Source organism: Nocardia cyriacigeorgica GUH-2 (assembly GCF_000284035.1).
GTDB lineage: Bacteria > Actinomycetota > Actinomycetes > Mycobacteriales > Mycobacteriaceae > Nocardia > Nocardia cyriacigeorgica_B.
Window position 1 is genome coordinate 2,640,136 of the sequence record NC_016887.1, and the last position, 26,228, is coordinate 2,666,363.

Below are 26,228 nucleotides of genomic sequence, written 5' to 3' on the forward strand. Positions count from 1 at the left end.
GTGCTGTCACAAGGGTTCCGGTGCGCTCACCGCGCCGGGAACCGCACGATCCGGTCGTCGCCGGCCCGGATATCACCACGTCCATCGGTATTGGACGTGGTGAGCCACAGCGCGCCGTCGGGTGCCACCATCACCGTGCGCAGGCGGCCGTAGCCGTCGCGAAAGTGATCGGCAGGCGGGCCCGTGCCGGTGTCGGTGAGAGGAACGGTCCACAGCCGCTCGCCCCGCAATGCCGCCGCGTAGAGCGTGTTCGCGGCGATGGCGATCCCGGAGGGTGAGGCTTCGTCGGTGGACCAGGTCACCAGCGGGTCGGTGAACCCGCGGTCGGTGCCGCCGGTCCCTTCGACCTCGGGCCAGCCGTAGTTGCGGCCGGGTTCGATGAGGTTGATCTCGTCGACGTCGTTCTGCCCGAACTCGGCGGCGAACAGCCGTCCCGTCGAATCCCACGCCAGGCCTTGAACATTGCGGTGGCCGAGGGAGTAGACGGGGGAGTCGGGGCGTGGATTGCCGGGGGCCGGGGCGCCCTCCGGTGTGAGGCGCAGGATCTTCCCGTTCGGGCTGTCGGGGTCTTGTGAGGTGTCGCGCCTGCCCGCGTCGCCGGTGTCCACGTACAGCATCCCGTCCGGACCGAAGGCGATCCGGCCGCCATTGTGGTTGCCCGCCTTGGCGATTCCGTCGAACACGACCTGCGGCGGTTGGCCGAGGCGGAACCGGACGATGCGGTTGTCGGACTCAGCGGTGAAGTAGGCGTACACGTAGCCGTCCTCGGCGTATCGCGGCGATATCGCGATCCCGAGCAGCCCACCCTCACCGCCCGCGACGACCCCCGGCACCTCGTACACCTGTTCGGCGGGTCGGCCCGGCACGACCCGCAGGATCCGTCCGGTGTCGCGTTCGGAGACCAGCGCGGCGCCATCGGGCAGGAAATCCAGGCCCCATGGCGTCTCGATCCCGCGCACCACCTCCTCGCCCGCGGCCAGATCCGGCGCACCGGCCGGTCGGCTCACCTCGGTCGTGGATGCGAGCGGCGGTGGTGGGGTCTCCGGCGGATCGGCGGATTCGTCGCCACATGCGGCCAGGCCGAAGACGAGTAGCAGGGCGGCCGCACCGCACGTCGCTCTCGCACGGCGAGATGATCTTGCGGTCGGGATGAGACCGGACTCCTGGCGTACGCGCATGATCACTGACCTCCGGGGGTAGCCGTCCCCTCGATCGTGCCTGCCGCCGCGCCGACAATCGATCACCGGCGAGGCGGCGTCGTCACGGGGTCTCCGGACTGCTGCGCGCGGTGCGTGCGTCCACGGGCGCCGCATAACTCGGGCCGATGGACTCCGCTAGCTCTCGAGCGATGCGGAACCGACGTCAGTTATGCACGATCTGCCGATCCTCGACGACCTCGACCATCGTGCCGGACCGCATCCCGGGCACCACCCAGAACAGCACATACGTGCAGATCAGACTCAGCGCACAGATGCCGACGGCGTACACACTGACCGCCGGCGACGACGACCCGGCGGTCCACAGTGCGGTCGCGATCAGCGGAGCCAACCCGCCGCCGAGGATCACCGACACCTGCACGATCAGCGAGGTACCGGAGTAGCGGACGGCCGGCGGAAAAAGTTCGGCCACGATGATGCCGCCCACGCTGTGACTGACCGGCAACGCCAGGCCCATACCCAACAGCGCCACGTACACCACCGCTCCATTGCCGGTGTTCAGCAGCGGGAAGTACACCGCCGACCAGATCAGCAACGCGGCCGTCCCCGCGAGAAACACCCACGCGGTACCGACGCGATCGGCCAGCGCACCCCACAGCGGCATGGTCAGACACCACAGCACCGACGCCACGATCACCCCGAGCAGCAGGAAGTCGCGGCTGAAGTCCAGTGACTTCGTGCCATAGGTCAGCGTGAAGACCATGAAGATGTAGACCACCGCCGAGGTCGCGATGGCGGCGCCGAGGATCAGCAGCAGCCGCACCGGACCGACCCGCAGCGCGTCCCGCAGCGGGAACGTGACCACCTCACCGCGCCGCACCAGGTCCGCGTACTGCGCCGACTCGGTGATGGTGAGCCGCACCGCGAGCCCGACCACCACCAGCAGCACGCTCAGCAGGAATGGAATCCGCCAGCCCCAAGAGAGAAAGGCGTCCTCGGGCAGCAGCGCGCTGGTACCGAGGAAGACCGCGTTGGCGAGGATGAGCCCGGCCGGTGTGCCCATCTGCGGGAAACTCGCATACCGGTTGAGCCGCCCGCCGGGCGCGTGCTCCATGGAGAACACCACCGCGCCCGCGCCCTCACCGCCGAGCCCGACGCCCTGGATCAGCCGCAGCACCACCAGCAGCACCGGAGCCCAGAACCCGATGCTGTCGTAATTCGGCAGCACCCCGATCAGCGTCGAGCTCACGCCCATCAGGATCAGCGAGACCACCAGCGTGGCGCGTCTGCCGATCCGGTCGCCGAAATGCCCGAACAGCAGCCCGCCCAGTGGCCGCGCACCGAAGCCGACCGCGAAGGTGGTGAACGCCGCCAGGGTCCCGGCCGCCGGGCTCATCGACGGGAAGAATTGCTTGCCGAAGATGAGCGCCGACGCCGTGCCGTAGAGCATGAAGTCGTACCACTCGAGGGTGGTGCCCACCAGCGTCGCCGTGGCGACCTTGCGGTGGGTCGGCGCGAGGGTCGATCCGGAGGGTCCAGCGGTCACTACTATCCGTTCAGCCTGCGGCGCGCGGCCGCGTCTCATCTGGTGAGGCCGGGGCGAGGCTCAGAGCTGAGCACCGACCTGCTGGGCGATGAGCTCGAGGTGGTCGAGATCGCGCAGGTCCAGGATCTGCAGGTAGATTCGCTGGGCGCCGATCTCGGCGTAGCGGCCGATCTTGTCGACCACTTCGGCGGGGGAGCCCGCCAGGCCGTTGGCCTTCAGCTCGTCCACCTCGCGGCCGATCGCGTCGGCCCGGCGCGCGACCTCGGCGTCGCTGCTGCCGACGCACGCTACCAGCGCACTCGAATAGATCATGTCGTCGGCCGGGCGGCAGCGCTCGGCCACCGCGGCGCGGACGCGATCGAACTGGGTGGCGGTCTCGTCGAGTGAGGAAAACGGCACATTGAACTCGGAGGCATAGCGCGCCGCCAGGCGAGGCGTGCGGCGCGCGCCCTTGCCGCCGATCAGCACCGGCACCGGACCCTGCACCGGCTTGGGCAGCGCGGGCGAATCGGTGAGCTGATAGTGGGCGCCGTCGAAGCTGAAGGTATCGCCCAGCTTGGTCTCCCACAGTCCGGTGATGATGGCGAGCTGCTCTTCGAATCGCGCGAACTTGTCGCCGGGGAACGGAATGCCGTAGGCGGCATGCTCTTCGGCGAACCACCCGGTGCCGAGGCCGAACTCGACGCGGCCACCCGACATCTGGTCGACCTGGGCGACCTGAATGGCCAGCGGTCCCGGTAGCCGGAAGGTCGCGGCGGTGACCAGGGTGCCGAGCCGGATGCGCTCGGTCTCCCTGGCCAGCCCCGCGAGGGTGATCCAGGCATCGGTCGGTCCTGGCAAACCGCTGGCATCGCCCATCGCGAGATAGTGATCGGATCGGAAGAACGCCCCGTAGCCGAGGTCTTCGGCGGCCTTGGCGACCTTCAGGAGCGTGTCGTAGTCGGCGCCCTGTTGCGGCTCGGTGAAGATACGCAGTTCCATATCGTCATCGTGCCGCACACCGGGACCGCGGGCGCGGCCGGCACCGCGCCGGGCACTCAGCCGCGGCGTTGACCGGCGGTCATGGTGGTGGGCCGGACTCGATCGGCCCAGCCGCACGGCAGCGAACAGGTGGCCGTCACCCAGGTCTCTTCGTCGCCGTTGTCGAAAATGTGCTTGGTGGTCGCTGCACGGGCGGGATAACCGCAGGCGCCGCATTTGCCGAAGTAGTTGAGGATCTCCTCGGTGTGGGTGATCGCCACGCGGCGATCGGGTTTCGTCATCGGGTCTCCTTTGTCGAGGGTGGCACCGTCCAGTGTGCCGAAAATGTGTCTGAGGTCACACCGGATTCGGTTGGGAGTTGTCATAGGGCTGGTCGGGCGGGTTTGGGGGAACGGCCAAGTGCGCGATCGGGGATCGGCGCAAAAGCCGTGGTGAACTTCGGGCAACAGGATTCCGGGGTACTTTCCGGCGGCTGCGGTGGCGCCGAAAGGTGGTGGTGGGAACCACAACCCCGCTGTATTGTGACTGACGTTACACAGTAGCTACCCGCCGACCCGAGTTGTTCGTTGCGGGCCGACGAGAAGATGTACGCAGTTGGTTACCGACGTCATCGATGTGGTCGCTGAATTAGCGGCAAGCCGGGCAGCCGTATGGGATCTGCTGCTCGACGCGCAAACTTATCCCCGGGTGTTCGCCGGCATCGGCGCCGCCGAACGGCTGGATGTGCCCGATCGCAACCCGCTGCTGGAGATGCGAGTCGGCACCCCCGACACCGGCATTCGCATCCATCAGATCCGGGTGACGATCGGCCGCTGGTACGAGAGCATGGAACTGCACAGCCCGATGCAGGGCAGTTTCGCCTCGGTCCGGTTGAGCGGCGAGGGCGAGCGCACCCGGGTCTGCGTGACCTACTTCAGCCCGGGCCGGATGCATCCGCGCCTGGCGAAGCTGTCCAACGGCGCGATCACCGCATGGACCGAGGCCGGGCTGCGCCGCATCGAAGACCTCGTGCGCGGCGCGCGCACCTCCGTCGTCGTCAACGGGGAGAACGCGCCGGTCCGCCGTCAGGTCGGTGTGCTGCGCCAGGTCATGACCACCGGCGTGGTCAACACCGGGCGACCGGACGTGGCCGTGAAACAGCTTCGGTCGCTGAGCAAATGGGGATTCAACCTGGCGGGCGGCTACGCCGCGGGCGCGGACCATTCGCCCGGCCGCATCGCCGTGGCCGACGATCGCGGCACCCGCACCTTCGCCGAGATGCACGAACGCACCAATGCCCTGGCCGGCGCCATGGGATCGCTCGGACTCACCTCCGGCGACGCCATCGGGCTGCTGTCGAACAACCACGCGGGCATGGTGGAAACCATGGTCGCCGCGGGCAAGCTCGGCGTCGATGTGGCCCTGCTCAATTCGGGCCTATCGGGGCGGCGCATCGAGGAGATCGTGCAGCGGCATCGGCTCTCGGCCTTGTTCGTCGACGGCGAACTCGAAGAATTGGTCCGCTACCTGCACACCGACGTCCCCCGCTACAACACCGACGGCAGACCGCCGGTGCCCGATCGCACCACCATCGACGAGCTGATCGCCATGGGGCAGTACGAGTTCCGTCGCCCGAGCCAACCCGGCCGGTTGATCGTGCTCACCTCCGGGACCAGCGGCCGTCCCAAGGGTGCGCGCCGTCCACACCCGAAGGGCTTCGGCACCATCGCGGCACTGCTGTCGCGGATCCCGCTGGGTATGGACGAGGCCATGCTCATCCCGGCGCCGCTGTTCCACACCTGGGGCCTGGCGGGGCTGCAGTTGAGCACCGCTCTGCGGTCCACAGTCGTGCTGCCGGAGAAGTTCGACGCCGAGGATTGCCTGCGCCGCATCGAAGAACATCGTGTCGTCACCCTGATCGTGGTGCCGACCATGGTCAAACGCATCATGGACCTGCCGGTGCAGGTGCGCTCCCGCTACGACACCTCCAGCCTGCGCCACGTGGTGAGCTGCGGTGCACCGCTGGCCGGGGCCACCGTGCTGCGGTTCATGGACATCTACGGCGACATCCTCTACAACGTCTACGGATCCACCGAGGTCAGCTGGGCGTCGGTGGCGACCCCCGAAGACCTGCGCACCTCACCGACCACCGCCGGCCGCCCGCCGCTGGGCACCAAGGTCGCGGTGCTGGGGGAGGACCGCAAACCAGTGCCCATCGGGGCCGCCGGACGCATCTTCGTCGGCAACCACATGCTGTTCGACGGGTACGTCAACGCGGCACCACCCGATGAAGCGGAGGGCATGCTCGACACCGGCGACCTGGGCTATTTCGATGTGGCGGGCCGGCTGTTCATCGCCGGCCGCGACGACGAGATGATCATCTCCGGCGGCGAGAACGTCTTCCCGCGCCCGGTGGAGGAGGCGCTGTCGCATCTGCCGCAGATCAGCGAGGTGGCCGTGGTCGGCGTCCCGGACGACGAATTCGGCCAGCGGCTGGCGGCTTTCGTGGTCAAACGCGAAGGCGCCGGGCTGGACCCGGACATGATCCGCACCTATATCCGGCATCGGCTCAGCCGCTTCTCGGTGCCGCGCGACGTCACCTTCCTGAACGCGCTGCCGCGCGGGGAGACCGGCAAAATCCTCAAGCGCCTGCTCACCGACGCCGGCGGCCCCGGACGGCCACCCGCGATCGGCGGACTGGCCTTGCCCGGCCCCATGTAGCGCGGTAGGTGCCGCTTCGGCAATCCGGCGCCATCGCGTAGGTTCGTCTACGCGAATGCCCGGCATGTTGGAAAGGCGCCAGTGATCGTCGTCTCGGTTCTCATGGGTCTGCTCGCGCTGACGGTGCTCGGTGCGTTGCACTGGTATCTGTGGCGGCGGCTGGTCCGCGATACCACCCGGCCGGGCTCGGTGGGCTGGTGGCTCGGAACCGGTGTGATCGTGGTCGGTGCGGTGCTGATGGTCGCGGCGCTCGTCGCGCAATTCGCCCGCGCGCCGATGGGTTTCGTCAGACTCGTGTCGTGGCCGGGATTCCTGTGGGCCGCGCTGGTGATCTATCTGCTGATCGGTGCGCTGGTGGGGGAGCTGCTGCGGCCGCTGGTGATGCGCTGGTACGACGGGGTGCGCGGGGACGGTGGGGAGGCGTCGGGCGGTGCCGGGTCGCCGCAGGTCTCGACCGAACCGAACTCGCCTGAGCCGGCGGTCGCTGAATCGCGGCAGCGTGCGGCCGAACCCGGTTCCCCGGATTCGGTGGGCGGGACCAGCTCGCGGCCCGATCCAGTGGCAACCCCGACCGAGACCGCCATCGTCGCGGCGACCGAGCCCGTGTCACGGCGGTTGTTCGTCTCGCGGATCCTTGGGGGCGCGGTGGTCGCGGCCGCGGTCGGCACGGTCGCGCTCGGCACCACCAACGTGCTCAGCGGTCCCGCCGTGAAACGCATGACGGTGCTGCTGCCCAAGCTGCCGCCGGAAGCCGACGGGTTCCGGATCACCCTGGTCAGCGATCTGCATGTGGGTCCGGCGCTGGGCCGTTCGTTCACCCGGCGGGTGGTCGACGCCGTCAACGGCACCGACCCGGATCTCATCGCGGTCGCCGGTGATCTGGTCGACGGTCGGGTCGCCGACCTGCGCTCGACGGTCGCGCCGCTGGCCGACCTGCGCGCCCGTCTGGGCACCTATTACGTCACCGGCAATCACGAGTACTACTCCGGCGCCGACGAATGGGTCGAACACGTCCAAGAGCTCGGCATGCGGGTGCTGATGAACAGCCGGGTCGAGCTACCGGGCTTCGATCTGGCGGGCGTGGACGACCTCGAAGGCGAGGCCGAAGGACGCGGCCCGGATGTCGCGGCCGCGCTGGCCGGCCGGGACCCGTCGCGGGCCTGCGTGCTGCTGGCGCATCAGCCGGTCATCATCCACGACGCCGTCGATCATGGCGTGGATCTGCAACTGTCCGGCCACACCCACGGCGGCCAGCTCTTCCCGGGCAACCTGATCGCCGACCTGGCCAATCCGACGCTCGCCGGTTTGGAACGCTACGGCGACACCCAGCTCTACGTCACCCGCGGCGCCGGCGCCTGGGGCCCGCCCGTGCGGGTCGCCGCCCCGTCGGACATCACCGTGCTCGAACTGCGCACCGTCCGGGACCGGATCACTCCGTCGCCGCGTTGAGCAGCGCGCCGATCCCGGCCAGCCGCGGCAGCTGTTCGTCGCGGAACGGCGGCGGGTGATGGACCTCGACGCTGAGTTGATCGTCGAAGGTGCTGATGATGGTGGTGCCACCGCCCGGTTGCGGAAGCCGCCGCCCGGTGCGGTCGCGTTTGGCGATCATGGTGGAACGAAAGTCGATGACGCGCAGGCCATCCGGGGTGACCAGCGGCGGAATCCGGCCCCAGTTGGTGGCGATCACCGTCCCGTGTGGCGTGGCGGGCATCTCGGGGATCTGCAATGGCGTCTGCTGGATGAACCCGGAATCGAGGCCCGCCCGCAGCGCGCCGCAGATCCCCCGGGCCAGCCCCACCAGGCTGGGCTCGGTGCCGGGGCCGGCGCGGTAGGAGGTGTAGCCGAGGACATTGGTGGCCTCGGTCGGCGCCACCGGCGGACGCAGCCGCCGCCGCAGATCGACCGAATAGGCGTAGTGCAGCCGATCGACCGGCACCCCGCGCGTGGCGGCCTCGGTGAGCAGCAGCGCCGCCGACACCAGCCCGTGCACGGTGACGCCGGTGCGATGGCCCAGATCGATCAACGCGGCCGTGGCGGCCTTGCTGAGCCGGCACCGGGTGGTGATCAGCGCCGGGTAGGGGTCGTCGGCCGCGGAGGTCGGGACCGAGGGCGCCGGTGTGCGCACAGCGCCCGATACCGGGCGTTTGACGATCCCGCGCGCGGCCAGCAGCCCCTCCACCGACGCCGGATACGGCCGCTCCGGCAGCACCGGCACCCGGCCCGCCGCGGCCTCCCGGTAGCAGCGCCACAGCTCGGCGAAGATCGACAGCGAATGCACGGCGTCGGCAATGCTGTGGTGGGTCAGCAGGGTGACGCTCGCCGTCGCGCCGTCGCGGACCACGCACAAAGCGCACGCCGCCCGGCGCTGATCCGGATCCGCGCCGGTCAGCAGCTGCTCGGGGACGCCGTCGACCACGGTCATCGCGGGTGCGTCACCGTCGGGTGCGAGCAGGACGTGACCGAGGTCGTCGACCGGAGCCAGCCGCGCGCCGAGCATCGGATGCGCCCGCAGCGCCGCCTCGAAGGCCACCGCCAATGCACCCGGATCCAGCCGTCCCGACACCCGCGCCGAATATCCGACGAAAACCTCCGCGAATGCGAAAATTTGCTCACTCGGCGCCAGCGGACGCAAAACAGTGGCAGCGGTCATATCAATGCCTTCCCCGGTGACCTGCTGTGAGACTATCCCAAAACCGCGGGGCCGCCGCGGATTTCACCAGCGCGATACAGTCGGGTCGGGGTCGGAAGACGGCTCGTGTATCGTTCGGTTAGGTAAACCTAACTCGTCGAGGGAGGCTGGATGGCCAGGAAGCGCACGACCTTGACCGTGGTCGGGACCGAGCGGATCGGCCCGCATTTCGTCCGGGTGCATCTCGGCGACCCCGGCTTCGATGATTTCACCCCGAACGAATTCACCGACGCCTACGTCAAGCTGCTCTTCGATCGTCCCGACGGCGAGGTGGCGCGCACCTACACCGTGCGCTCGGTCGACCCGATCGCCCGCCGGATCGCCATCGACTTCGTGGTGCACGGCGACGAGGGCATCGCCGGTCCGTGGGCGGCGAATGTGACTGTGGGCGAACAGATCACGATGTTCGGTCCGAGCGGCGCCTACGCGCCTCGCGCGGACGCCGACTGGCATCTGTTCGCCGGCGACGAATCGGCGCTGCCCGCCATCTCGGCGGCCGTGGAAGCCCTGCCCGACGGCGCGATCGCCAAGGTGTTCGTCGAGGTGGCCGACGCCGCCGACGAGATCGCTTTCAACTCCAAGGCCCAGCTCGAGGTGCACTGGATCCACCGCGGCGGCGCCGCCCACGAGGTCGGCGAAGACCGGGCCGGCGACAACGCCCCGATCATCGCCGCGGTCCGCGACGCACCGTGGTTGCCGGGCCAGGCCGGTGTGTTCATCCACGGCGAGGCGCAGGCGGTGATGCACAACCTGCGCCGCTACATCCGTAAGGAACGCGGCGTGCCCGCCGAGTTCGCCTCGATCTCCGGCTATTGGCGGCGCGGCCGCACCGAGGAGAGCTTCCGGGTCTGGAAGCGCGAACTCGCCGCCGCCGAAGCCGGCGACAACGCCTGATCAGGCGGCCGGGCAGGTGCTGCCCGGCACCACCGGCAGGCAGACGCCCGCCGTCGCCGACAGCAGCAACCCCGCACCCACCACGAGTGCGCCGAGGCTGATCGCGGCGAACACCAGCACCCACAGCAGCCCGGGCAGCCGGGTCAGGCGCGCGAGCTGATCGGCGTCGGTGGTCAGCTCGGCCGACCGCCGCCCCGACCGGGTGCGCTGCAATTCGATCACCGGCCGGATCCCCGCCAGCAGCAGCAACCAGGTCGCGAGGTAGGCGAACCCGGCCTGCAAAGTGTCCGAGCCGAACCGGGACACGCCGAAAACCAGTGCGCCGGTGAGGAATACCGAGATCACGCCGTAGATGTTGCGCACCATGATCAGCATGGCGGCCAGCGCGGCGATCGCGATCCACAGCATGAGCGTGATCCGGTTCGCGCCGAGCAGCGCGGCGAAACCGAGGCCGAGCAACGCCGGCGCCGGATAGCCCGCCAGTGCCGTGCAGATCATGCCGAGGCCATAGGGCTTACCGCTGGAGACGGTGAGCCCGGAGGTATCCGAGTGCAGGGTGATGCTGTTGAGCCGGCGTCCGGTGAGCAGCGCCACCAGCGCGTGCCCGCCTTCATGGGCGATGGTCACCACATTGCGCGTCAGCCGCCACAGCGGCCCGTATCCCACCAGCACCAGCGCCACCGCGGCGGCGCCGAGCACCAACCACGACGGCGGCGCCGCCTGCGTCGTCGTCAGTCGATCCGCGATCGAGCTGCCACGGTCGACCAATTCGGCTGTATCCACCGCCGCACCCTATTCGACGGCGCCCGGCGTCGCAGCTCGCCCGGGACCGCCGGTTTGCCACACTGTCGCCGCCACGAATCGAGATATGTGTGAATGGGACGTTTCACAATTCCGTGGCGTACCGATTCGGCGGATTGCCGAAGTACGGGGGATGTGGCCGGGTGGCTTGATAGACCGGGATACGTTCGGAGGGTCGGTGGTGGTTCGGTGGAGGGAATGCGATGAGCGAGGACGTCCCGTACGAAACGGCGGCGCGGGACTCCCCGGTAGCGCGGCGCGCGGAAAGCGACTTCGGGACCGCGCTGGGGCTCGGACTCGATATGGCGCTGGTGTTGCTCGACGACTCGGATCCCTCGTCGCGGCGGGTGATGGCCCGGCTGGAGCGGGCCGCCGCGCGCTGCGCCCGGGAGCAGGTGCCGCTGGAGGCGATCCAGCATGTGATCCACGACAGCGTCAAGACCGGGCTCGGTCTCGGTGATCCGGCCCGGCGACGGCTCGGTTTCGGCGTGGGCGGTACCGACGAATGCCTGATCGTCGATCTGCTCGACACGTTGACCTCGGCGGTCTCGCGCGCGTACGTGGCCCAGCTGCGATCGGCGTACGGGCCCGCGTGAGGCGGGCGCGGCGCGCCGATCAGGACGAACGGTAGGTGCGCGCCACCAGCGCCGAACGCAGGTACCACAGCCCCGAGGGCTGAGTCGGGTCGAAGCCGGTGAGCTGGGCGATCCGCTTGAGCCGGTAATCGATGGTGTTGGTGTGGATATGCATCACCCGGGCGGTGCGCTGCCGGTTGAGGTTGTTGGAGATGTGGCGCTGCAAGGTCTCCAGCAGCTCTGGGTGGTCGTCGAGCGGGTCGAGCAGCGAACCGAGGTACTCCCGGCCCGGCCCGGGTCTGGTGAGCTGGTATTCCAGGGCCATGTCGTCGAAGCGGTACAGCCCGCGCACGCACCGCAGCCGCTGCACCATGTCCAGCAGTTCATGGGCCTGGTCGGCGGCGCCGGGGATCTTGTCGGTGGGCGATTCCACCACCGCCGCGGTGATGGGCACCTGGGCCGCGCGTGACAACTGCGCGACGAGCTCGTCGAGTTCGTCATCGGAGAAGGTCGAGCTCGGGATGAGGATGGTGCCGCCGTCCACGCTCAGCAGTGACAGCGCCCGTTCCCCGCACCGGGTGGCCAGCTCGGCCTGCACCCGGCGCAGCTTGCGGCGGGCCACCACCTTGCCGTCCAGGGTGGCGTCGGCCTCGTCGGGGTGGGCGGGGATCGCCATCGCCAGCACGGTGTAGGACTCGGCGATCTCGATCCCGCATTCGCGGGCCATGGTCGAGGTGCTGTGCCCGCCCAGCAGTGCGGAGGTGAGGGTGTGCACCGCGGTGTGGTGTTCGCTGACGACCGCGCGCAGCTCCCGCACATAGGCCATGGAGATCGCCGAGGTCATCCGGTCCAGCATCTCCACCACGAGCTTGGCGCCGTCGACCAGGTTGGAGTAGTCGGTGACCGAGGCGTTCGACACCACCAGGTCGAAGCCGAGCTTGAAGCCCTCGTGGATGGCGTGGTGGATGGTGTCGATCGGCACGCCCTCGCGCGCCCAGCCCGCCGCGGCGTTCTCCAGTCTGCGGGTCTTCTCCGGGATATCTCGCCCGTCGAGCATGCTCACGGCGAGTTCGAGACAGACCCGGGTGATCGTGGTGACATCGCCGTAGATGGCGTCGCCGGGCAAGGTGCCGCACGGCACCACGTTCTCCACGAAATGGCCGACCATCTGCCGCGATAGGCTGCGAACATCTTGCAGGGGCGCCGACATGGGCTGCCCGGAAACCGTGAGTGCTGCTCGCATCGCGCTGTCGACGGCCATGGTGACTCCTTCTACCCCCCGATTGCGACTGTGCGGTAATACGCTAGCCAGCCCGTCACCGCAACCGGGGAGTTTTCCGAGTGGATTGGGCGGGCGCGAGTCTGTGAACGACATTGTTTGTGAGCGATCACAGGGGAAGCCTTCGTGGTGTGCGGACGCGCTCAGCCGGGTAGGCCGGGCGCGAGAACAGTGGTGATGTGCTCGACGCGGGCGCAGCTGGGTTCGCCCGCCGGGTCGGCGCTGCGGTCCACTCGGATCCGCACCACGCCGCCGTCCGCGGTGCCCAGAGCGAGCGAGCAGCTGGTGTCGGGGTCGCCGCCGGAGGTATGGAAGCGCAGCGCGGGGCGGTTGGCCACCGTGGTGTCGGTGGCGTCGGTGATGCCGGGCTCCTCGCGCAGTTGCGCGAGATCGGTGTCGTCGGCGAACTGAATGCGCACGGCGGCATCGGCGCTGCTCCACCCGCATCCGGCCCAGGCGTCGTCGCCACCGGCGGCCACGTCCTTGCGTTTGGACGTGGCGGCGAAACCGGCGTCGATGATCAGCTGATCGGACACCGTGCACGGATCCCAGGACGGCGCCGCCGGCGTCTCGGCCTCCTCCGAACCGCAGCCCGCCGCGAGCAGGCCCGCGCTGATCACTACCGCCACCAGACGAATCATGGCGCGGATGCTAGCGAGAACCGACCGCCGCGCACACGTCCGTTGTGCCGGTTCACAGGTTCGGGTGGCGCGAGATCGACCTTGCAACAACCGCGACGGCGTGCACGCGGCCGCCGGTCACGAACCCGGCGGAATATCGCGGAGGTAGTTGAAATTGGAATCAGTTGACGACGGTAAGGAGCTGCCATGGACAAGCCGATTCCAGCCGTGCGGGTGATCCCCTCGGCCGAACGGGCCCACTGGTGGAACGAATGGCTCGACTCCACGCAATCGTTCCCGGCCACCGGCAACTTCGACCTCGAGGCCAATGCGCACGGGATCCTGCTCGTGCACAACGACGACATCGTCGACGCGGGCGCGGGCTTCGACACCCACGAGCATCGCGAGATGGAGATCATCACCTGGGTGCTCGAGGGCACGGTGGTGCACCAGGACTCCCTCGGCAACTCCGGGCTCATCTACCCGGGCCTGGCCCAGCGCATGAGCGCGGGGACCGGCATCCGGCACTCCGAACGCAACGGCGCGGTCTGGCCGCAGCGCGAACCGCTGCGGGTGGTGCAGATGTGCCGCCGGATACGCGTGGTGCGACGCCCGGCTACCAGGAGATGGATGTCGACGCCGAACTGGCCGGGAACTCGCTGGTCGTGGTGGCCTCCGGCATGCGACGCGACCGCGACCGGACCGCCATCACCCTCGGCAACCGGCACGCCGCCCTGCACGTGGCCCGGCTGGATTCCGGCCATTCGATCAGCGTCCCCGACGCCCCGTTCGGGCACGTGTACGTCGCCGCGGGCTGCGTGGATTTCGAAGGCCACGGCACGCTCACCCACGGCGACGCCGTGCGACTCACCGCGACCGGCGGACACCGCGTGACCGCGATCGAGCCCGCCGAGCTACTGATCTGGGAGATGCACGCGGAATTCGCGCGGCCCGATATCGCTTGATGGCTACGCGTCGCGGTGAGCCGCCAGGTCCACCGCGACGCGAACGCCGACTGCCCAGCGGGTACCTAGCTGGACTTGCGCCAGAACCCGCGCTTGGGCGGCTCCATCTGATCGCGCGCGGAGGCGGCCGCCTGCGCGCCGGAGTCGGCCAGCTGCGCGCCCTGCTCGCGGGCGGCGGCGGCCAGTTCGGCGGCCCGGTGCCGGGCGATATCGGCCCATTCCGCACCGCGATGCTTGGCGACATCGGCGAACTCCGCGCCGCGATGCTTGGCGACGTCGGCGAACTCGGCGCCGCGCGATTTCGCGATCTCGGCCCATTCCGGTCCGTGCTGCTGGGCGGTACCGGCGAGCGCCGCCCCGCGCTGTTTGGCGGCCTCGGCCAGGACGGGCCCGCGTTGCTGAGCGGTTCCGGCGAGCGCCGCGCCGCGCTGTTTGGCGGCCTCGGCCAGCACGGGTCCACGCTGCTGGGCGGTTTCGGCCAGGGCAGCGCCGCGGTGTTTGGCGGCTTCGGCGAGTTCGGCGCCACGATGGCGGGCGGCTTCGGCGAGCACCGGTCCGCGCTCCTGAGCGGTTTCGGCCAGTGCCGCACCTTTGCTCGCGGCGACCCCGGCGATCTCGCGACCGCGCTCGGCGGCGTGCTGGAGTTGCTGGCGAAGAGCCTCACCGCTGCTCTCCTGCGCGGACGCGCCGAACGGCAGTGCCGCGCTCACCGCGGCCGCGGCGCCCTTGGCCGCGCGCCGTCCGCGCCAGCCCAGCGACGGTTTGCCCTCGGTGTCGGCGCTGGCGATCATCAGCCCGCCGAGCAGGCTGACGTCCTTGAGGAAAGCGGTCCGTTTCGCGGCTCGGCGTTCGGGATCGGATTCGGACCAGAAGTCCTGCTGGGTGAGGGTGGCCGGGACGACGGTCGCCGCCAGTGCCAGCGCCGCCAGCCGCGGTGCCTTGCCGAGCGCGAGCATCGCACCACCGGCGACCTGGGTCACCGCGGTCGCCTTGACCAGCAGATCCGGGTCGCTCGGCAGTTTCTGGGCCACATCCGACGGCAGCTTCTCATGGCCCTGCTGGACCACCGCCGACGCCGTTTTCACCCGGGGTTCCGGATGCATGAGGGTGTCGACGCCGTCCACGACAAAAGCACTCGCCAATAACGGTCGGGCGAGCCTGCGGATCAGCATGATGGGAACCCCTTTCCTCGGGAGTTTCGATCGTCGGTGCTGTCGTGCGGTCGAACTCTGGCGAAGCCGCGGCAGTGGGTCGTCGCGGACCTGTCCGGGGCTCGGCCGACCTCGTCGTCGGCCCGCCCACCAGGTGTTTTCGACCGTACCACCGCGTATACCCGCTATCACCGAGGTGAATCGGGGGCGCGCGGGACGCTGTGCGTGCTCAGCGGAAGACGTTCCGGCCCATCACAAGCTGTCGCCGCTGCGCCGCGGCATCATCGCGCAGGCGAGCACGGTCAGCACCGTCGTCACCAACACCGCGATGAACACCAGATGCACCGCGTCGGCGAGGACCTCCGGCGCCGGACTGTCGGTATCGCCGATGCGCGCGTTGACGATGGCGCCGAACACCGCCACACCCACCGCGCTACCCAGCGAGCGGGCGAACATATTCGCCGAGGTGACCACGCCGCGTTCGCTCCATTCGGCGCTGGTCTGGGCGGCGATCAGGGTCGGTGTGGCGACCAGGCCCATGCCGGAGCCGATGAGGAAACAGGAGGCCGCGACCTGCCACAGCGGGCTCTGCGCATCGATCAACAACATCGAGGCGGCGCCAACGGCCGCGAGGCTGCTGCCGATGAGCGCGGTGTTGCGGAAGCCGAGCCGCAGATACACCCGCCCGGCCTGCGAGGCGGCCAGTGGCCAGCCGAGGGTGAGCGCGCCCACGGTCAGTCCGGCCACCAGCGCGCCGGTGCCGAGCACACCCTGGGCGAAGGTCGGCACATAGGAGGTGAGTCCGAGCAGCAGCGCACCGACCATCAGCGACACGGCACTGCTGGCCACCACCACCCGCCGGGTGAACAACCACAGCGGCAGGATCGGATGCTCGGCGCGGGTCTGTACCCAGACGAACAGGCCGATCACCACCACTCCGCCGGTGAAGATCGCGATGCTGGCCGGTGACTGCCACGCCCACGCCTGTCCGCCTTCGAGCAGCCCCAGGATCAACGCGCCCGCACCGAGGGTGAGCAAGGTGGCGCCGAGGTAGTCCACCCGCTGACGTCGCCGCGGCGCGGTCTCGGTGAACTTGCGCAGCAGCATCCAGCCCGCCAACGCCGAGATCGGGATATTGATCAGGAAGATCCAGCGCCAGCCGATGTACTCGGCGAACACCCCGCCCAGCAGCGGCCCCGCCACCGACGAGATCGCCCACACGCTGGCCAGATAGCCCTGCACCTTCGCCCGTTCGGCGAGGTTGTAGAGGTCGCCGGCGATGGTCATCGTCATCGGCTGGATCGCGCCGGCGCCGACGCCTTGGATCGCGCGGAAGATGATCAACCCGAGCATGCTGCCCGCCAGCCCGCACAGCAGCGATCCGAGTGCGAACACCCCGATCCCGAACAGGATCACCGGTTTGCGGCCGACGATATCGGAGAGTTTGCCGTAGATCGGCACCGTGACGGCCTGGGCCAGCAGATAGATCGAGAACAACCACGGGAACTGCGCGAACCCGCCGAGGCTTTCGGTGATGGTGAGCACCGCGGTCGCGATGATGGTCGAGTCCAATGCCACCAGCGAGGTGGCCAGCATCAGCGAACCGAGGATGGCGCCGCGCTCCGAACGCAGGCCTACCGCTGATTCCGCTGTGTCGGTCACCATCGGCGGCCCCTATCGTTCGTTCGAGTAAACATCTCGAACGAACGCCGCCGCACCCGGAATATTCCACGCGCCACCATCAGAATCGGATCTTCAGCCGGTCACTGCGCGGGCGCGCCTGACAGCCGAGGATGTAGCCGGCGTCGATATCGTCCTGGTCGAGGATCGCGCTCGGCGGCATATCGACCTCGCCCTCGACCACGGTGCACGCGCAGGATCCGCATTCGCCTTCGCGGCAGGAGTAGGGCACGTCGAGTCCTTTGGACAGCATGACGTCGACCAGGGTGCGCGAACGTGGCCAGTCCAGCTCGTGCACCTCGCCGTCGAGTTCCACCGCGACGCCGGCCGCGTCCGCCTCCTCGGCGACGTCGTCGATGTCGGCGAACGGGTCGCCCGACAGCGAGGTGAACACCTCGGTGCGCACCCGCTCACGCGGCCATCCGGCGCCGGTGAGCGCCGCGCTCACCGCATCCATGAACGGGCCGGGACCGCAGATGAAGGACTCGTAGCTGCCGAACGGCTCGGCGAAAGCAGCCAACTGCGCGGGAGTCGGCAGGCCTTGCAGCGTCTCCAGCCGGTGCACCACGGTCAGCCGATCAGGATGACGCTGCACGAGTTCGCGCAGTTCGCCGGCGAAGATCACCGAATCCTGGTCGCGGTTGGCGTAATACAGCACCACCCGGCCCGAGCCCTCGGCCAGCGCGGACCGCAGGATCGACATCACCGGCGTGATCCCACTGCCCGCCGCCCACAGCAGGAAATCGGTGTCGAGCGAGGCGGGGGTGAAGGTGCCCGACGGTGGCAACACCTCGATCGAATCGCCCACGGAAATGTTGTCGCACAACCAGTTCGAGCCATAGCCGTCGGCCGTGCGCTTCACCGTCACCTTCGGGGCGTCGCCGGCGTAGGGGGAGCTGGCCAGCGAGTAGCAGCGCGCCACCGAGCCGGTCTGCTCGCTGGGAATGCGCAGGGTGAGGAACTGTCCCGGACGGTAGCGGAAGCGGTCGGCGGCGTCGGCGGGGATCTCGAACACCAGCGACCGGGCGTCGGCGGTTTCCTCGATCACCTGCGTCACCCGCAGCAGCACCGCACGCGCGCTGCGCGGTAGATCAACAGTCGCGGTTGTCACTTCGTCCTCCTGCGGTCACGTCTGGGCCGACCGCCATGCTCGCCGATCCGCCGGTTCATGCGGGACCGCGATCCCAATGGATGGGACGACGCCGGCGACCGCCCGCTCACCGGGACGACGCACCGCCACCGGCCCGGCCGAGCCCTACCGTCACGCCGGTGAGCAGTCGATTCCCCGGGAGCACCCCATGAACCGCATGCAGGACAAAGTCGCGTTGGTCACCGGCGCCGCGGGCGGGATGGGCCGCACCCACTGCCGCAGGCTGGCCGAGGAGGGCGCCGACCTCATCGCCCTGGATCTGGCCGGATCGGCCGACGATCTCGCGGCCACGGCGCAGGAGGTGGAGGCGCTCGGCCGCCGGTGCGTCACCGGATTCGCCGACGTCCGCGATCAGCAATCGCTCGACGTCGCTGTCGCCGAGGGCGCCGACCTGCTCGGCCGCCTCGATGTGATCGTCGCCAACGCCGGAATCTACGCCGACCTCGGTCCCTCGTGGGAACTGGCCGACGCCGCCTGGCAGCGCACCCTCGACATCAATCTCACCGGTGTCTGGCACACCGTGCGCGCCGGCGCGCCGTATCTGCCGAACGGTGCGTCCATCGTCATCGTGAGCTCCACCAACGGCCTCAAGGGCGGCGAGAACGCCGCGCACTATTCGGCCAGCAAGCACGCGGTGGTCGGCCTCGCCCGCACCCTCGCCAACGAGATGGGGCCGCTGGGCATCCGGGTCAATACCGTGCATCCCGGCTCGGTCGGCACCCCGATGATTTTGAACGAGAGCGTGTTCGCGAAGCTGCGTCCGGATCTGCCGAATCCGACCGAGACGGACGCCGCCGAGGCGCTCGCGCAACGCAATCTGCTGCCTGTGCCCTGGGTCGACCCGATCGACGTCAGCAATGCGGTGGTGTTCCTCGCGTCCGACGAGTCCCGCTATGTCACGGGAACCCAGCTCGTCGTGGATGCCGGACTGACTCAGAAGGTGTGAACATGGGACGGGTTTCAGGCAAGGTCGCGCTGGTCACCGGCGCGGCGCGCGGCATCGGCCGCGCGCAGGCGGTGCGGCTGGCCGAGGAAGGCGCCGATATCGTCGCGTTCGATATCTGCGCGCCGGTCGACACGGTGATCATTCCGCCGGCGACGCCGGAGGATCTCGCGGAGACCGCGCGGGCGGTCGAGGCAGCCGGTGCGAAGGTGGTCACCGCGACCGTCGACGTGCGTGACGGTGCGGCGCTGCGTGCGGCGACCGACGACGCCGTCGCCCGGCTGGGCGGCCTCGACATCGTCTGCGCCACCGCCGGCATCACCTCCAGCGCACCGGCATTGGAGCTGAGCGAGGCCGTCTGGCAGACCATGCTCGACGTCAACCTGACCGGCGTCTGGCAGACCTGCAAGGCCGCCACCCCGCACCTGATCGAACGCGGCGGCGGATCGATGATCCTCGTCAGCTCCATCGCCGGACTGCGCGGGCTGATGGGCGTGGCCCACTACACGGCCGCCAAGCATGGCGTGGTGGGCCTGATGCGTTCGCTCGCCAAGGAATTGGCGCCGCATCAGGTCCGCGTCAATTCGGTGCATCCCACCAACGTGGACACGCCCATGATCCAGAACGACATGGTGCGCAAGTCCTTCCGTCCCGACCGCGAACATCCGACCCGCGAGGAATTCGCCGAGGCCGCGGTCACCATGAACATGCTGCCCATCCCCTGGGTGGAGCCGATCGATATCGCCAACGCCTCGCTGTTCCTCGCCTCCGACGAGGCGCGCTACATCACCGCGGTGACGCTGCCGGTCGATGCGGGCAGCACCCAGCGGTAGGACCGTTTCGGCACGAAACAGCCACTGAATGCCGTGGGGGAGTGGCAACGTGGGGGCGATCAACGGAGATGGAGGACGAATGTCATCGGAGCTGAGTTATGAGGGCACCCGCCGGGAGGTGCGGACCGATGCCGGAGTGTTGCGATACCACGAGGCGGGGGACGGACCGCCGCTGTTGCTGCTGCACGGGTCCGGGCCCGGGGTCACGGGATGGCGGAACTTTCGCGGGAATCTGGGCGTATTCGCCGAGGATTTCCGGTGCCTGATTCTGGAGTTTCCCGGGTTCGGTGTGAGCGACGACTTCGGCGGCCACCCGATGGTGACCGCCCTGGAAGCGGTCGAACGATTCGTCGACGCGCTCGGCCTGGACCGGGTCGACATCATCGGCAATTCGATGGGCGGCGGGGTGGCCTTGAATTACGCCATCGCGCAACCGAATAAAGTCGGCAAGCTGGTGACCATCGGCGGTATCGGCAAGAACATCTTCAGCCCCGGTCCGGGCGAGGGCATCAAGCTGCTCCAGGAGTTCACCGAGAATCCGACACGTCCCCGGTTGATCGAATGGCTGCACTCGATGGTGTACGACCCGGCCCTGGTCACCGAGGAACTGATCGAAGAACGCTGGACCCAGGCCACCGACCCGGAAACCCTCGACAGCGCGCGCCGCATGTACAGCAAAGCGGCATTCACCGCGATGGTGCGCGCGATGGAGGCGTCCGACGCGCCGCCGCCATGGGCCATGCTGCACAAGGTCAAGGCCCCCACGCTGCTCACCTGGGGCCGCGACGACCGGGTGAGCCCCCTCGATATGGCCCTGATCCCGATGCGCACCATTCCCCGCGCGGAACTCCATGTATTCCCCAATTGCGGCCATTGGGCGATGATCGAACAGAAGGAAGCCTTCGAATCCGCGGTCCGCGCATTCCTGCTCCGCAAAGACTGAACAAGAGACCATAGGATTCGGCTCCGCACTTCGGTGCGGGGCCGAATTTCTGTGCCGGCTCGCCTATCCGTTCACGGAAACGCCGGCCCCAGCTTGATCCGGCGCCCATCGTGGTGCGGTTCCATAGAGCGCACCGTCCAGAGCCGTTCGCTGATTTCCGTGCCTGCCGCGGTGACGTAGGTGCCCACTTCCAGCACATAGCCGCCCGTGTCGTCGGTGTGGAGTGCGGCCGGCGCGCGGGAGCCGTCGGCGAATGGTCCGACACGCCGCCGCCATCCCGAGCACGAGAGAGCCGGCCGCGCGTATACGCGACCGGCTCGGCACGACTTGCTCAGTGGGCGAACACCAATCCTTCCTCACCGGGATCGGTGACCGTCTTCGGTGCCGACAGCTGGACGATCCGGCGCGGCAGCGCCGCCGCGACGACCGCGCCGATGACGGCGGTGGCGGCGCCGATCAAGAAGGCGATGGTGAACCCGCGGTCGAGGTAGAACACCGCGCCCTGGGTCATTTCCGGCGGGATCGGGGCGATGTAGGAGTTGTTCATGACCGTGAACGCGATGACCGGCAGTACGGCCGGGAACACGCTCTGCGAGACACCGACGATGCTGGCGGTGCTGGCCTGCAGTTGCGGCGGCACGGCCTCGATCAGCAGGTTCGGGATGGAGGCGTAGGCCATGCCCATGCCGGTGCCGAAGATGCCGGCGAACACGATCAGCAGCGGCTTGCTGTCGTGCACGGCGGCGGTCAGCGTGAATCCGGCGGCCATCAGCAGCATGCCGCAGGTCATCAGAACGCGCGGGCGCGCGTTACCGCGGCCGACCAGCAGGCCGACGAGCACGCCGCCGACCACTACCATCAGCCCGACCGGCGCCTGGAAGATCGCGAAACCCTCGGCGCTGACGCCGAATCCATAGCCCAGCCCGAGCGCTGCCGGTGTCATCGCCAGCATGGGCAGCAGGATGGTGAACAGACCGCTGGAGCCGTAGCACAGCCCGGCGCCGATGGTGGTCAGCAGGACCGGACGACGGCCGAGCACATCGAGGTCGATCAGCGGTTCCCGGATCATCCGCGCGGTCGCCAGCCACGCCAGCAGCAGCACCACACCACCGGCCAGGTAGGCCAGCGTCGAGCTGTCCCGCCAGCCCCAGGTGGGCCCGAAGCTCACCGCGATCAGCACGCCCGCGATACCGCCGCCGAGCAGCACCGCGCCCAGCAGATCGATCCGGGAGCGCAGCCGCACCGGCGATTCGGCGGTGGTGAGGAAGATCAGCGCACCCAGGACGGCCAGGCCGATGACGAAGAACCAGAAGATGCTGCGGAACCCGAAGTTGTCGATCAGCCACCCGGTGAGGAATGGCGCCGGAATCGCGATCAGCCCCATCCCGCTGGTGGCGATGCTGACCGCCAGCGCGATCGTCTTGGCCGGGAACACGTCCCGGATCAGCGAGTAGCTCAGGAACAGGCAGGGCACCAGCAGACCGGTGAGCGCACGGCCGGCGATGAGCACCGCGTAGCTGCCCGCGACGGCCGACAGCAACGATCCGGCCGCCGCCACGGTGACGCAGCCGAGCAGCGCTTTGCGCTTGCCGTACATGTCGGCGAGTTTGCCGATCAGCGGCGCGGTGACGGCGCCGACCAGCAGGAACGACGTCAACAGCCAAGCGCCCTGGGTGGTCTGGTAGTGCGCGGCGATCGACGGCAATGCGGTGGAGATCATCATGTAGCTCACCGCGAGCATTTCCAGCAGGAGCACGATCGAGGCTAGGGACAGGATCAGGCGCGGGGTCCAGCGCTGCGCGATGTCGGGTGTGGGGGTGGGAGCGACCATCAGCGGTCCTTTCGGGTGATTCTCGCATTCGACGATCGATCGGAATGCGTAACCGACATCACACTTTCCCCGGGCGTGTCGCGGTGCTGGAAATCCCACCCACTGGGAGATGAATATGTCTGTTAGGCAGATTGCGATGGTGAAATCGGTGCTGATCAGCGAATTCCACGCGTATCACATCGACAGAAAATGTGCTCGCGCCCGGAAACGACGAAACCCCCGCGGACATCAGTCCACGGGGGCATCGCGAAGCCGCCGAATTCCGTAAGGCCCGAGGGCATTACGCGAGACGCGTGATCAGCTCACGCGTGGGTACCGCCATCGATCCGGATCTCGGTACCGGTGATGAACGCACCGTCCTCGGACACCAGCATGGCGATCACACCGGCGACGGCACTCGGATCACCCATTCCCGCGCCGCCGGATTCCAGATTCGTCGGCAACACCGGAGACAATTTCGCGAACAGCGACCAGTCGGCATCGGCGGGCACGTAACCCGGTGTCGCATCGGTGATCCCGGATTTGATACTGCCCGGCGCCACGCACACCGCGCGCAGCCCTTTGCCGCCGAATTCCAGCGACAGCGCATGGGTGAACGACTGGATTCCGCCCTTGCTCGCGGCGTACGCCGCCATATACGGATGCGCGAACGCCGCCGACGTCGAACTGAAATTCACCACCGTCGCCCGCGGATTGGCCAGCAGCGCCGGCAGCGCTTCGCGCACCACCAGGAATGTGCCGGTGAGATTGATGCCGATGATCTGATTCCACAGGTCCAGCCCGGTCTGCTCGGTGTGCGAGGCGCGCAGGATGCCGGCGGCGTTCACCACCGAATCGAGCCCGCCGAGCGTCTCCACCGCGGTCCGCACACCGTCGACCACCGAACGCTCCGCGCCGATGTCCATGGTGAGGGTGGTCAACCGGTCGGCCGTCCCGCGCTCCCCGGCGCCGGCCCGGGTGGCGGCCAGGCCGTCGGACGAGACGTCGGCGGCCACGACCGCCGCCCCCTCGTCGAGCAGCCGCAGGGCGGTGGCCTGCCCGATGCCCGACGCCGCGCCGGTCACCACGGTGCGATGGCCTTCCAATCGCTTCATGAATTCTCCTCGTCGAAGATCAGTGGTTCAGCCGATCCGGCCCGGAACCGGTTCGTGTCGTAGCTCGTCGGTGGCCAGCGCGCCCTTGACGACGGCAGCCTCGATCGAATCGCGCAACGCCGGGCAGGTCGGAATCCATTTGCTGTGCTCGCCGAGGGCGGCGCGCCGGGCGAATTCCGGGCAGGCCGATTCGGCGTCGTCGAGCCACTGCACGCTGGTGTGGCTCGGACTGAACTTCTCCACCAGGACGCGGTTACCGCATGTGCCGCACTGTATCGCCTGCATCGGTTCCTCCTCGTCAGCGTGCGCTGGCGGCGTGCCGGGCCCCGACATAGCCGAACACCATGGCCGGGCCGATGGTGGCGCCCGCACCGGCGTAGTCGTTGCCCATCACCGCAGCCGAGGTATTGCCCGCGGCATAGAGCCCCTCGATGACGCTGCCGTCGGCGCGCAGCACCTGCGCGTTCTCGTTGTAGACCAGCCCGCCCTTGGTGCCCAGATCGCCGATGCGCACCCGCAGCGCGTAGTAGGGCGCCTTGTCCAGCACGTCCAGCGCGGGCTGCGGCAAAGTGGGATCGCCGTAGTAGTTGTCGTAGGCGCTGGCGCCGCGGCCGAAGTCGGCGTCGTGGCCGGCGCGCGCGAAATCGTTGAAGCGCCGCATGGTCTCGCGCAGCGATTCGGCCGGGGCCTCGATCGCGGCGGCGAGTTCTTCGACCGTGCCCGCCGTCCGGATCAGCCCGCTGTCGAGCCAGGTTTTCGGGAACTTCTGGCCCGGCATGATCCCGCCGATCGGGTAGCGGTTCTTGGCCTTGGTGTCGAAGATCAGCCAGGCCGGTTCGTGGCCGCCGGCCAGCTGGGCGTGCACGAACGTCACATACGGCGACGCCTCGTTGGTGAACCGCTTGCCCGCCCGGTCGACGATGATCGAGCGCGGGATCGAACGCTCCGACACCAGCACCTGATTGATGCCGTCGGGCCGCTGGAACGACGGCATCCACCAGGCGTCATCCATCAGATCCACCGCGGCGCCGACACGTTCACCGGCGACGATGCCGTCTCCGGTGTTGTCGGCGGAGGCGGCGCTGAAGTTGTCGCGCCCGCCCTCGGGCAGGTACTGCTTGCGCATCGCCTGGTTGTATTCGAAGCCGCCGGTGGCCAGCAGCACACCCTTGCGGGCGCGGATGCGGACTTCCCGGCCGTCGCGTTCGGCGACCACACCGACCACCGCGCCGGCGTCGTCGGTGAGCAGCGACCGCATCGGCGTTTCCAGCCACAGCGGCACCCCGGCATCGCGCATGGCCAGCCGCAGCCGGGCGATGAGCGCGCGGCCGAGGGTATCCATATGGCGGCGCAGCAGAATCGCCTTCACCGCGCGCAGACCGGTGAGCAGCGCGGTCCAGCGCGCCTTCCAGGTGCGCGTCACCATATTGAGCTGTACGAAATCCTTGGACGTGATGAACAATCCGGGCGGAGTCGCCAGCGCCGCCGGGCGCAGCAGGTCCTCATCGGGCCCGAGCTGCTTCAGATCGACCGGCAACGGTTCGATGGATCGTCCGGCGGGCCGTCCGCCCGGCGCCTCCGGGTGGTAGTCGGAATAGCCGGTGCACCACTGGAACCGCAGATGCGGGCTGGTCTCCAGGAACTCGAGCATCCGGGGACCCTCGTCGATGAACCGGTCGAGGTTCTTCGACGGGACCCGATCACCGACGACGGCATCGAGGTAGGCGCGCACATCGGCGCGGGTGTCGCCGAGACCTTCGCGCAGCAGCGTCGGATTGTTCGGCACCCAGATCCCGCCGCCCGAGAGCGCGGTACTGCCGCCGTAGACCGGCGCCTTCTCGATGACGAGGGTCTCGGCGCCACAATCGGCGGCCGCCAGCGCGGCGGTCAGGCCACCGGCGCCGCTACCGACGACCAGAACGTCGACCTCGTGGTCCCATTGTTGTTCGGCTGCAGGCACGTAACGTCTCTTTCTGCTGGTGTGCTCGGCTCAGCCGAGGCTGATGTCGTCCTGCGACCAGAACGCGCGCATGCTGGTGATCTGCGCGTTCTCGTCGAAGGTCATGACATCGATGGGGTCGATGGTGATGGTCTGCTCGCCGGTGTCGGTGACTACGCGGAAGGCGAACGCGGCCTCGTGGCCCGCCACCCGCACCGAGTGCAGTTCGGTGCTCACTCGCACCGATCCCAGTGCGCTGTAGAACTTTTCGATCGCGGCCCGGCCCACGTGCGGCGGGGTGCCCACCGGGTCCTCGACGGTGGCGTCTTCGGCGTAGAGCGCCGCGATGTCCGTGGCGGACCCGTCGGCGACGGTGTCGAGGTAGCGGCGGACCGCCGCGCGGATGTCGTCTGCTGAGGCCATCGAGGGCTCCTTCGGAAATTCTGGGGGTGGTGAG

Annotated in this window: 23 protein-coding genes and 1 pseudogene; 8 read left to right on the forward strand and 16 right to left on the reverse strand. The window is 68.8% G+C overall.

The annotated features are described in order from the left end of the window. Positions 1–26 precede the first annotated feature (26 nt). From NOCYR_RS11915 to NOCYR_RS11930, 4 genes are all read right to left on the reverse strand, one after another. A complete protein-coding gene (locus NOCYR_RS11915) occupies positions 27–1,178 on the reverse strand; it encodes a PQQ-dependent sugar dehydrogenase (RefSeq protein ID WP_081505584.1) in 1,152 nt (383 codons plus the stop codon). A 184-nt stretch (positions 1,179–1,362) separates the two neighbouring features. Next, positions 1,363–2,703, reverse strand: coding sequence for an MFS transporter (locus tag NOCYR_RS11920; protein WP_014350622.1), 1,341 nt, complete (start codon positions 2,701–2,703; stop codon positions 1,363–1,365). A gap of 60 nt (positions 2,704–2,763) precedes the next feature. Next, positions 2,764–3,684 carry an LLM class F420-dependent oxidoreductase gene (locus NOCYR_RS11925; protein ID WP_014350623.1) on the reverse strand — a complete coding sequence of 307 codons (921 nt, stop codon included), beginning with the start codon at positions 3,682–3,684 and terminating at the stop codon, positions 2,764–2,766. 56 nt (positions 3,685–3,740) lie between these two features. Next, positions 3,741–3,965 carry a hypothetical protein gene (locus NOCYR_RS11930; protein ID WP_014350624.1) on the reverse strand — a complete coding sequence of 75 codons (225 nt, stop codon included), beginning with the start codon at positions 3,963–3,965 and terminating at the stop codon, positions 3,741–3,743. 313 nt (positions 3,966–4,278) lie between these two features. Here NOCYR_RS11930 and NOCYR_RS11935 point away from each other — a divergent pair, with 313 nt between their 5' ends. Both NOCYR_RS11935 and NOCYR_RS11940 read left to right on the forward strand, forming a co-directional pair. Continuing rightward, positions 4,279–6,384: an AMP-binding protein gene (locus tag NOCYR_RS11935; RefSeq protein WP_048833287.1), complete on the forward strand. Its 2,106-nt coding sequence runs from the start codon at positions 4,279–4,281 to the stop codon at positions 6,382–6,384. A gap of 81 nt (positions 6,385–6,465) precedes the next feature. After that, positions 6,466–7,833 carry a metallophosphoesterase gene (locus NOCYR_RS11940; protein ID WP_014350626.1) on the forward strand — a complete coding sequence of 456 codons (1,368 nt, stop codon included), beginning with the start codon at positions 6,466–6,468 and terminating at the stop codon, positions 7,831–7,833. Here the strand turns inward: NOCYR_RS11940 and NOCYR_RS11945 are convergent. After that, complete coding sequence (locus tag NOCYR_RS11945; RefSeq protein ID WP_048833288.1) at positions 7,814–9,034, reverse strand: phthiocerol/phthiodiolone dimycocerosyl transferase family protein; 1,221 nt, start codon at positions 9,032–9,034, stop codon at positions 7,814–7,816. The two genes, NOCYR_RS11940 and NOCYR_RS11945, sit on opposite strands and share 20 nt — an antisense overlap. A gap of 150 nt (positions 9,035–9,184) precedes the next feature. On the opposite strand from NOCYR_RS11945, the gene NOCYR_RS11950 reads away from it, so the two are divergent. Continuing rightward, on the forward strand, positions 9,185–9,967 hold the full coding sequence (locus tag NOCYR_RS11950) for a siderophore-interacting protein (protein ID WP_014350628.1): 783 nt from the start codon (positions 9,185–9,187) through the stop codon (positions 9,965–9,967). Here the strand turns inward: NOCYR_RS11950 and NOCYR_RS11955 are convergent, their stop codons facing one another. After that, positions 9,968–10,750, reverse strand: coding sequence for a M50 family metallopeptidase (locus tag NOCYR_RS11955; RefSeq protein WP_014350629.1), 783 nt, complete (start codon positions 10,748–10,750; stop codon positions 9,968–9,970). Positions 10,751–10,971: 221 nt separating this feature from the next. Here NOCYR_RS11955 and NOCYR_RS11960 point away from each other — a divergent pair, with 221 nt between their 5' ends. Next, positions 10,972–11,364 (forward strand): hypothetical protein, encoded by a 393-nt coding sequence (locus NOCYR_RS11960; RefSeq protein ID WP_014350630.1) that lies wholly within the window; start codon positions 10,972–10,974, stop codon positions 11,362–11,364. Positions 11,365–11,383: 19 nt separating this feature from the next. On the opposite strand, the gene NOCYR_RS11965 is transcribed toward NOCYR_RS11960, so the two are convergent. Together NOCYR_RS11965 and NOCYR_RS11970 are read right to left on the reverse strand one after the other, a co-directional pair. Beyond that, entirely contained in the window at positions 11,384–12,604 is a 1,221-nt protein-coding gene (locus tag NOCYR_RS11965) for a PucR family transcriptional regulator (RefSeq protein ID WP_014350631.1), read from the reverse strand. Positions 12,605–12,765: 161 nt separating this feature from the next. Continuing rightward, a complete protein-coding gene (locus NOCYR_RS11970; protein WP_014350632.1) occupies positions 12,766–13,263 on the reverse strand; it encodes a DUF3558 family protein in 498 nt (165 codons plus the stop codon). Positions 13,264–13,449: 186 nt separating this feature from the next. Here NOCYR_RS11970 and NOCYR_RS11975 point away from each other — a divergent pair. Beyond that, a pseudogene (locus tag NOCYR_RS11975) lies at positions 13,450–14,207 on the forward strand (pirin family protein). Positions 14,208–14,272: 65 nt separating this feature from the next. Here the strand turns inward: NOCYR_RS11975 and NOCYR_RS11980 are convergent. From NOCYR_RS11980 to NOCYR_RS11990, 3 genes are all read right to left on the reverse strand, one after another. Next, positions 14,273–15,379 carry a DoxX family protein gene (locus tag NOCYR_RS11980; RefSeq protein ID WP_048833289.1) on the reverse strand — a complete coding sequence of 369 codons (1,107 nt, stop codon included), beginning with the start codon at positions 15,377–15,379 and terminating at the stop codon, positions 14,273–14,275. A 231-nt stretch (positions 15,380–15,610) separates the two neighbouring features. Then, positions 15,611–17,023 (reverse strand): MDR family MFS transporter, encoded by a 1,413-nt coding sequence (locus NOCYR_RS11985; protein ID WP_014350636.1) that lies wholly within the window; start codon positions 17,021–17,023, stop codon positions 15,611–15,613. 76 nt (positions 17,024–17,099) lie between these two features. Next, complete coding sequence (locus NOCYR_RS11990) at positions 17,100–18,149, reverse strand: ferredoxin--NADP reductase (protein ID WP_014350637.1); 1,050 nt, start codon at positions 18,147–18,149, stop codon at positions 17,100–17,102. 187 nt (positions 18,150–18,336) lie between these two features. Here NOCYR_RS11990 and NOCYR_RS11995 point away from each other — a divergent pair, with 187 nt between their 5' ends. The 3 genes from NOCYR_RS11995 (at position 18,337) to NOCYR_RS12005 (ending at position 20,907) form a co-directional block, all read left to right on the forward strand. After that, on the forward strand, positions 18,337–19,134 hold the full coding sequence (locus tag NOCYR_RS11995) for a mycofactocin-coupled SDR family oxidoreductase (RefSeq protein WP_014350638.1): 798 nt from the start codon (positions 18,337–18,339) through the stop codon (positions 19,132–19,134). Between the two features lie 2 nt (positions 19,135–19,136). Then, positions 19,137–19,964, forward strand: coding sequence for a mycofactocin-coupled SDR family oxidoreductase (locus tag NOCYR_RS12000; RefSeq protein WP_014350639.1), 828 nt, complete (start codon positions 19,137–19,139; stop codon positions 19,962–19,964). 79 nt (positions 19,965–20,043) lie between these two features. Next, positions 20,044–20,907: an alpha/beta fold hydrolase gene (locus tag NOCYR_RS12005; RefSeq protein ID WP_014350640.1), complete on the forward strand. Its 864-nt coding sequence runs from the start codon at positions 20,044–20,046 to the stop codon at positions 20,905–20,907. A 331-nt stretch (positions 20,908–21,238) separates the two neighbouring features. On the opposite strand, the gene NOCYR_RS12010 is transcribed toward NOCYR_RS12005, so the two are convergent. From NOCYR_RS12010 to NOCYR_RS12030, 5 genes are all read right to left on the reverse strand, one after another. Further along, positions 21,239–22,738: an MFS transporter gene (locus tag NOCYR_RS12010; protein ID WP_014350641.1), complete on the reverse strand. Its 1,500-nt coding sequence runs from the start codon at positions 22,736–22,738 to the stop codon at positions 21,239–21,241. A 302-nt stretch (positions 22,739–23,040) separates the two neighbouring features. After that, positions 23,041–23,832 carry an SDR family NAD(P)-dependent oxidoreductase gene (locus NOCYR_RS12015; RefSeq protein ID WP_014350642.1) on the reverse strand — a complete coding sequence of 264 codons (792 nt, stop codon included), beginning with the start codon at positions 23,830–23,832 and terminating at the stop codon, positions 23,041–23,043. Between the two features lie 27 nt (positions 23,833–23,859). Beyond that, the gene (locus NOCYR_RS12020; RefSeq protein WP_048834119.1) at positions 23,860–24,117 is read right to left on the reverse strand and encodes a hypothetical protein; all 258 of its coding nucleotides are present in this window, start codon (positions 24,115–24,117) and stop codon (positions 23,860–23,862) included. 13 nt (positions 24,118–24,130) lie between these two features. Beyond that, positions 24,131–25,792, reverse strand: coding sequence for an FAD-binding protein (locus NOCYR_RS12025; protein WP_014350644.1), 1,662 nt, complete (start codon positions 25,790–25,792; stop codon positions 24,131–24,133). A 30-nt stretch (positions 25,793–25,822) separates the two neighbouring features. Then, complete coding sequence (locus tag NOCYR_RS12030) at positions 25,823–26,194, reverse strand: nuclear transport factor 2 family protein (RefSeq protein WP_014350645.1); 372 nt, start codon at positions 26,192–26,194, stop codon at positions 25,823–25,825. Positions 26,195–26,228 lie beyond the last annotated feature (34 nt).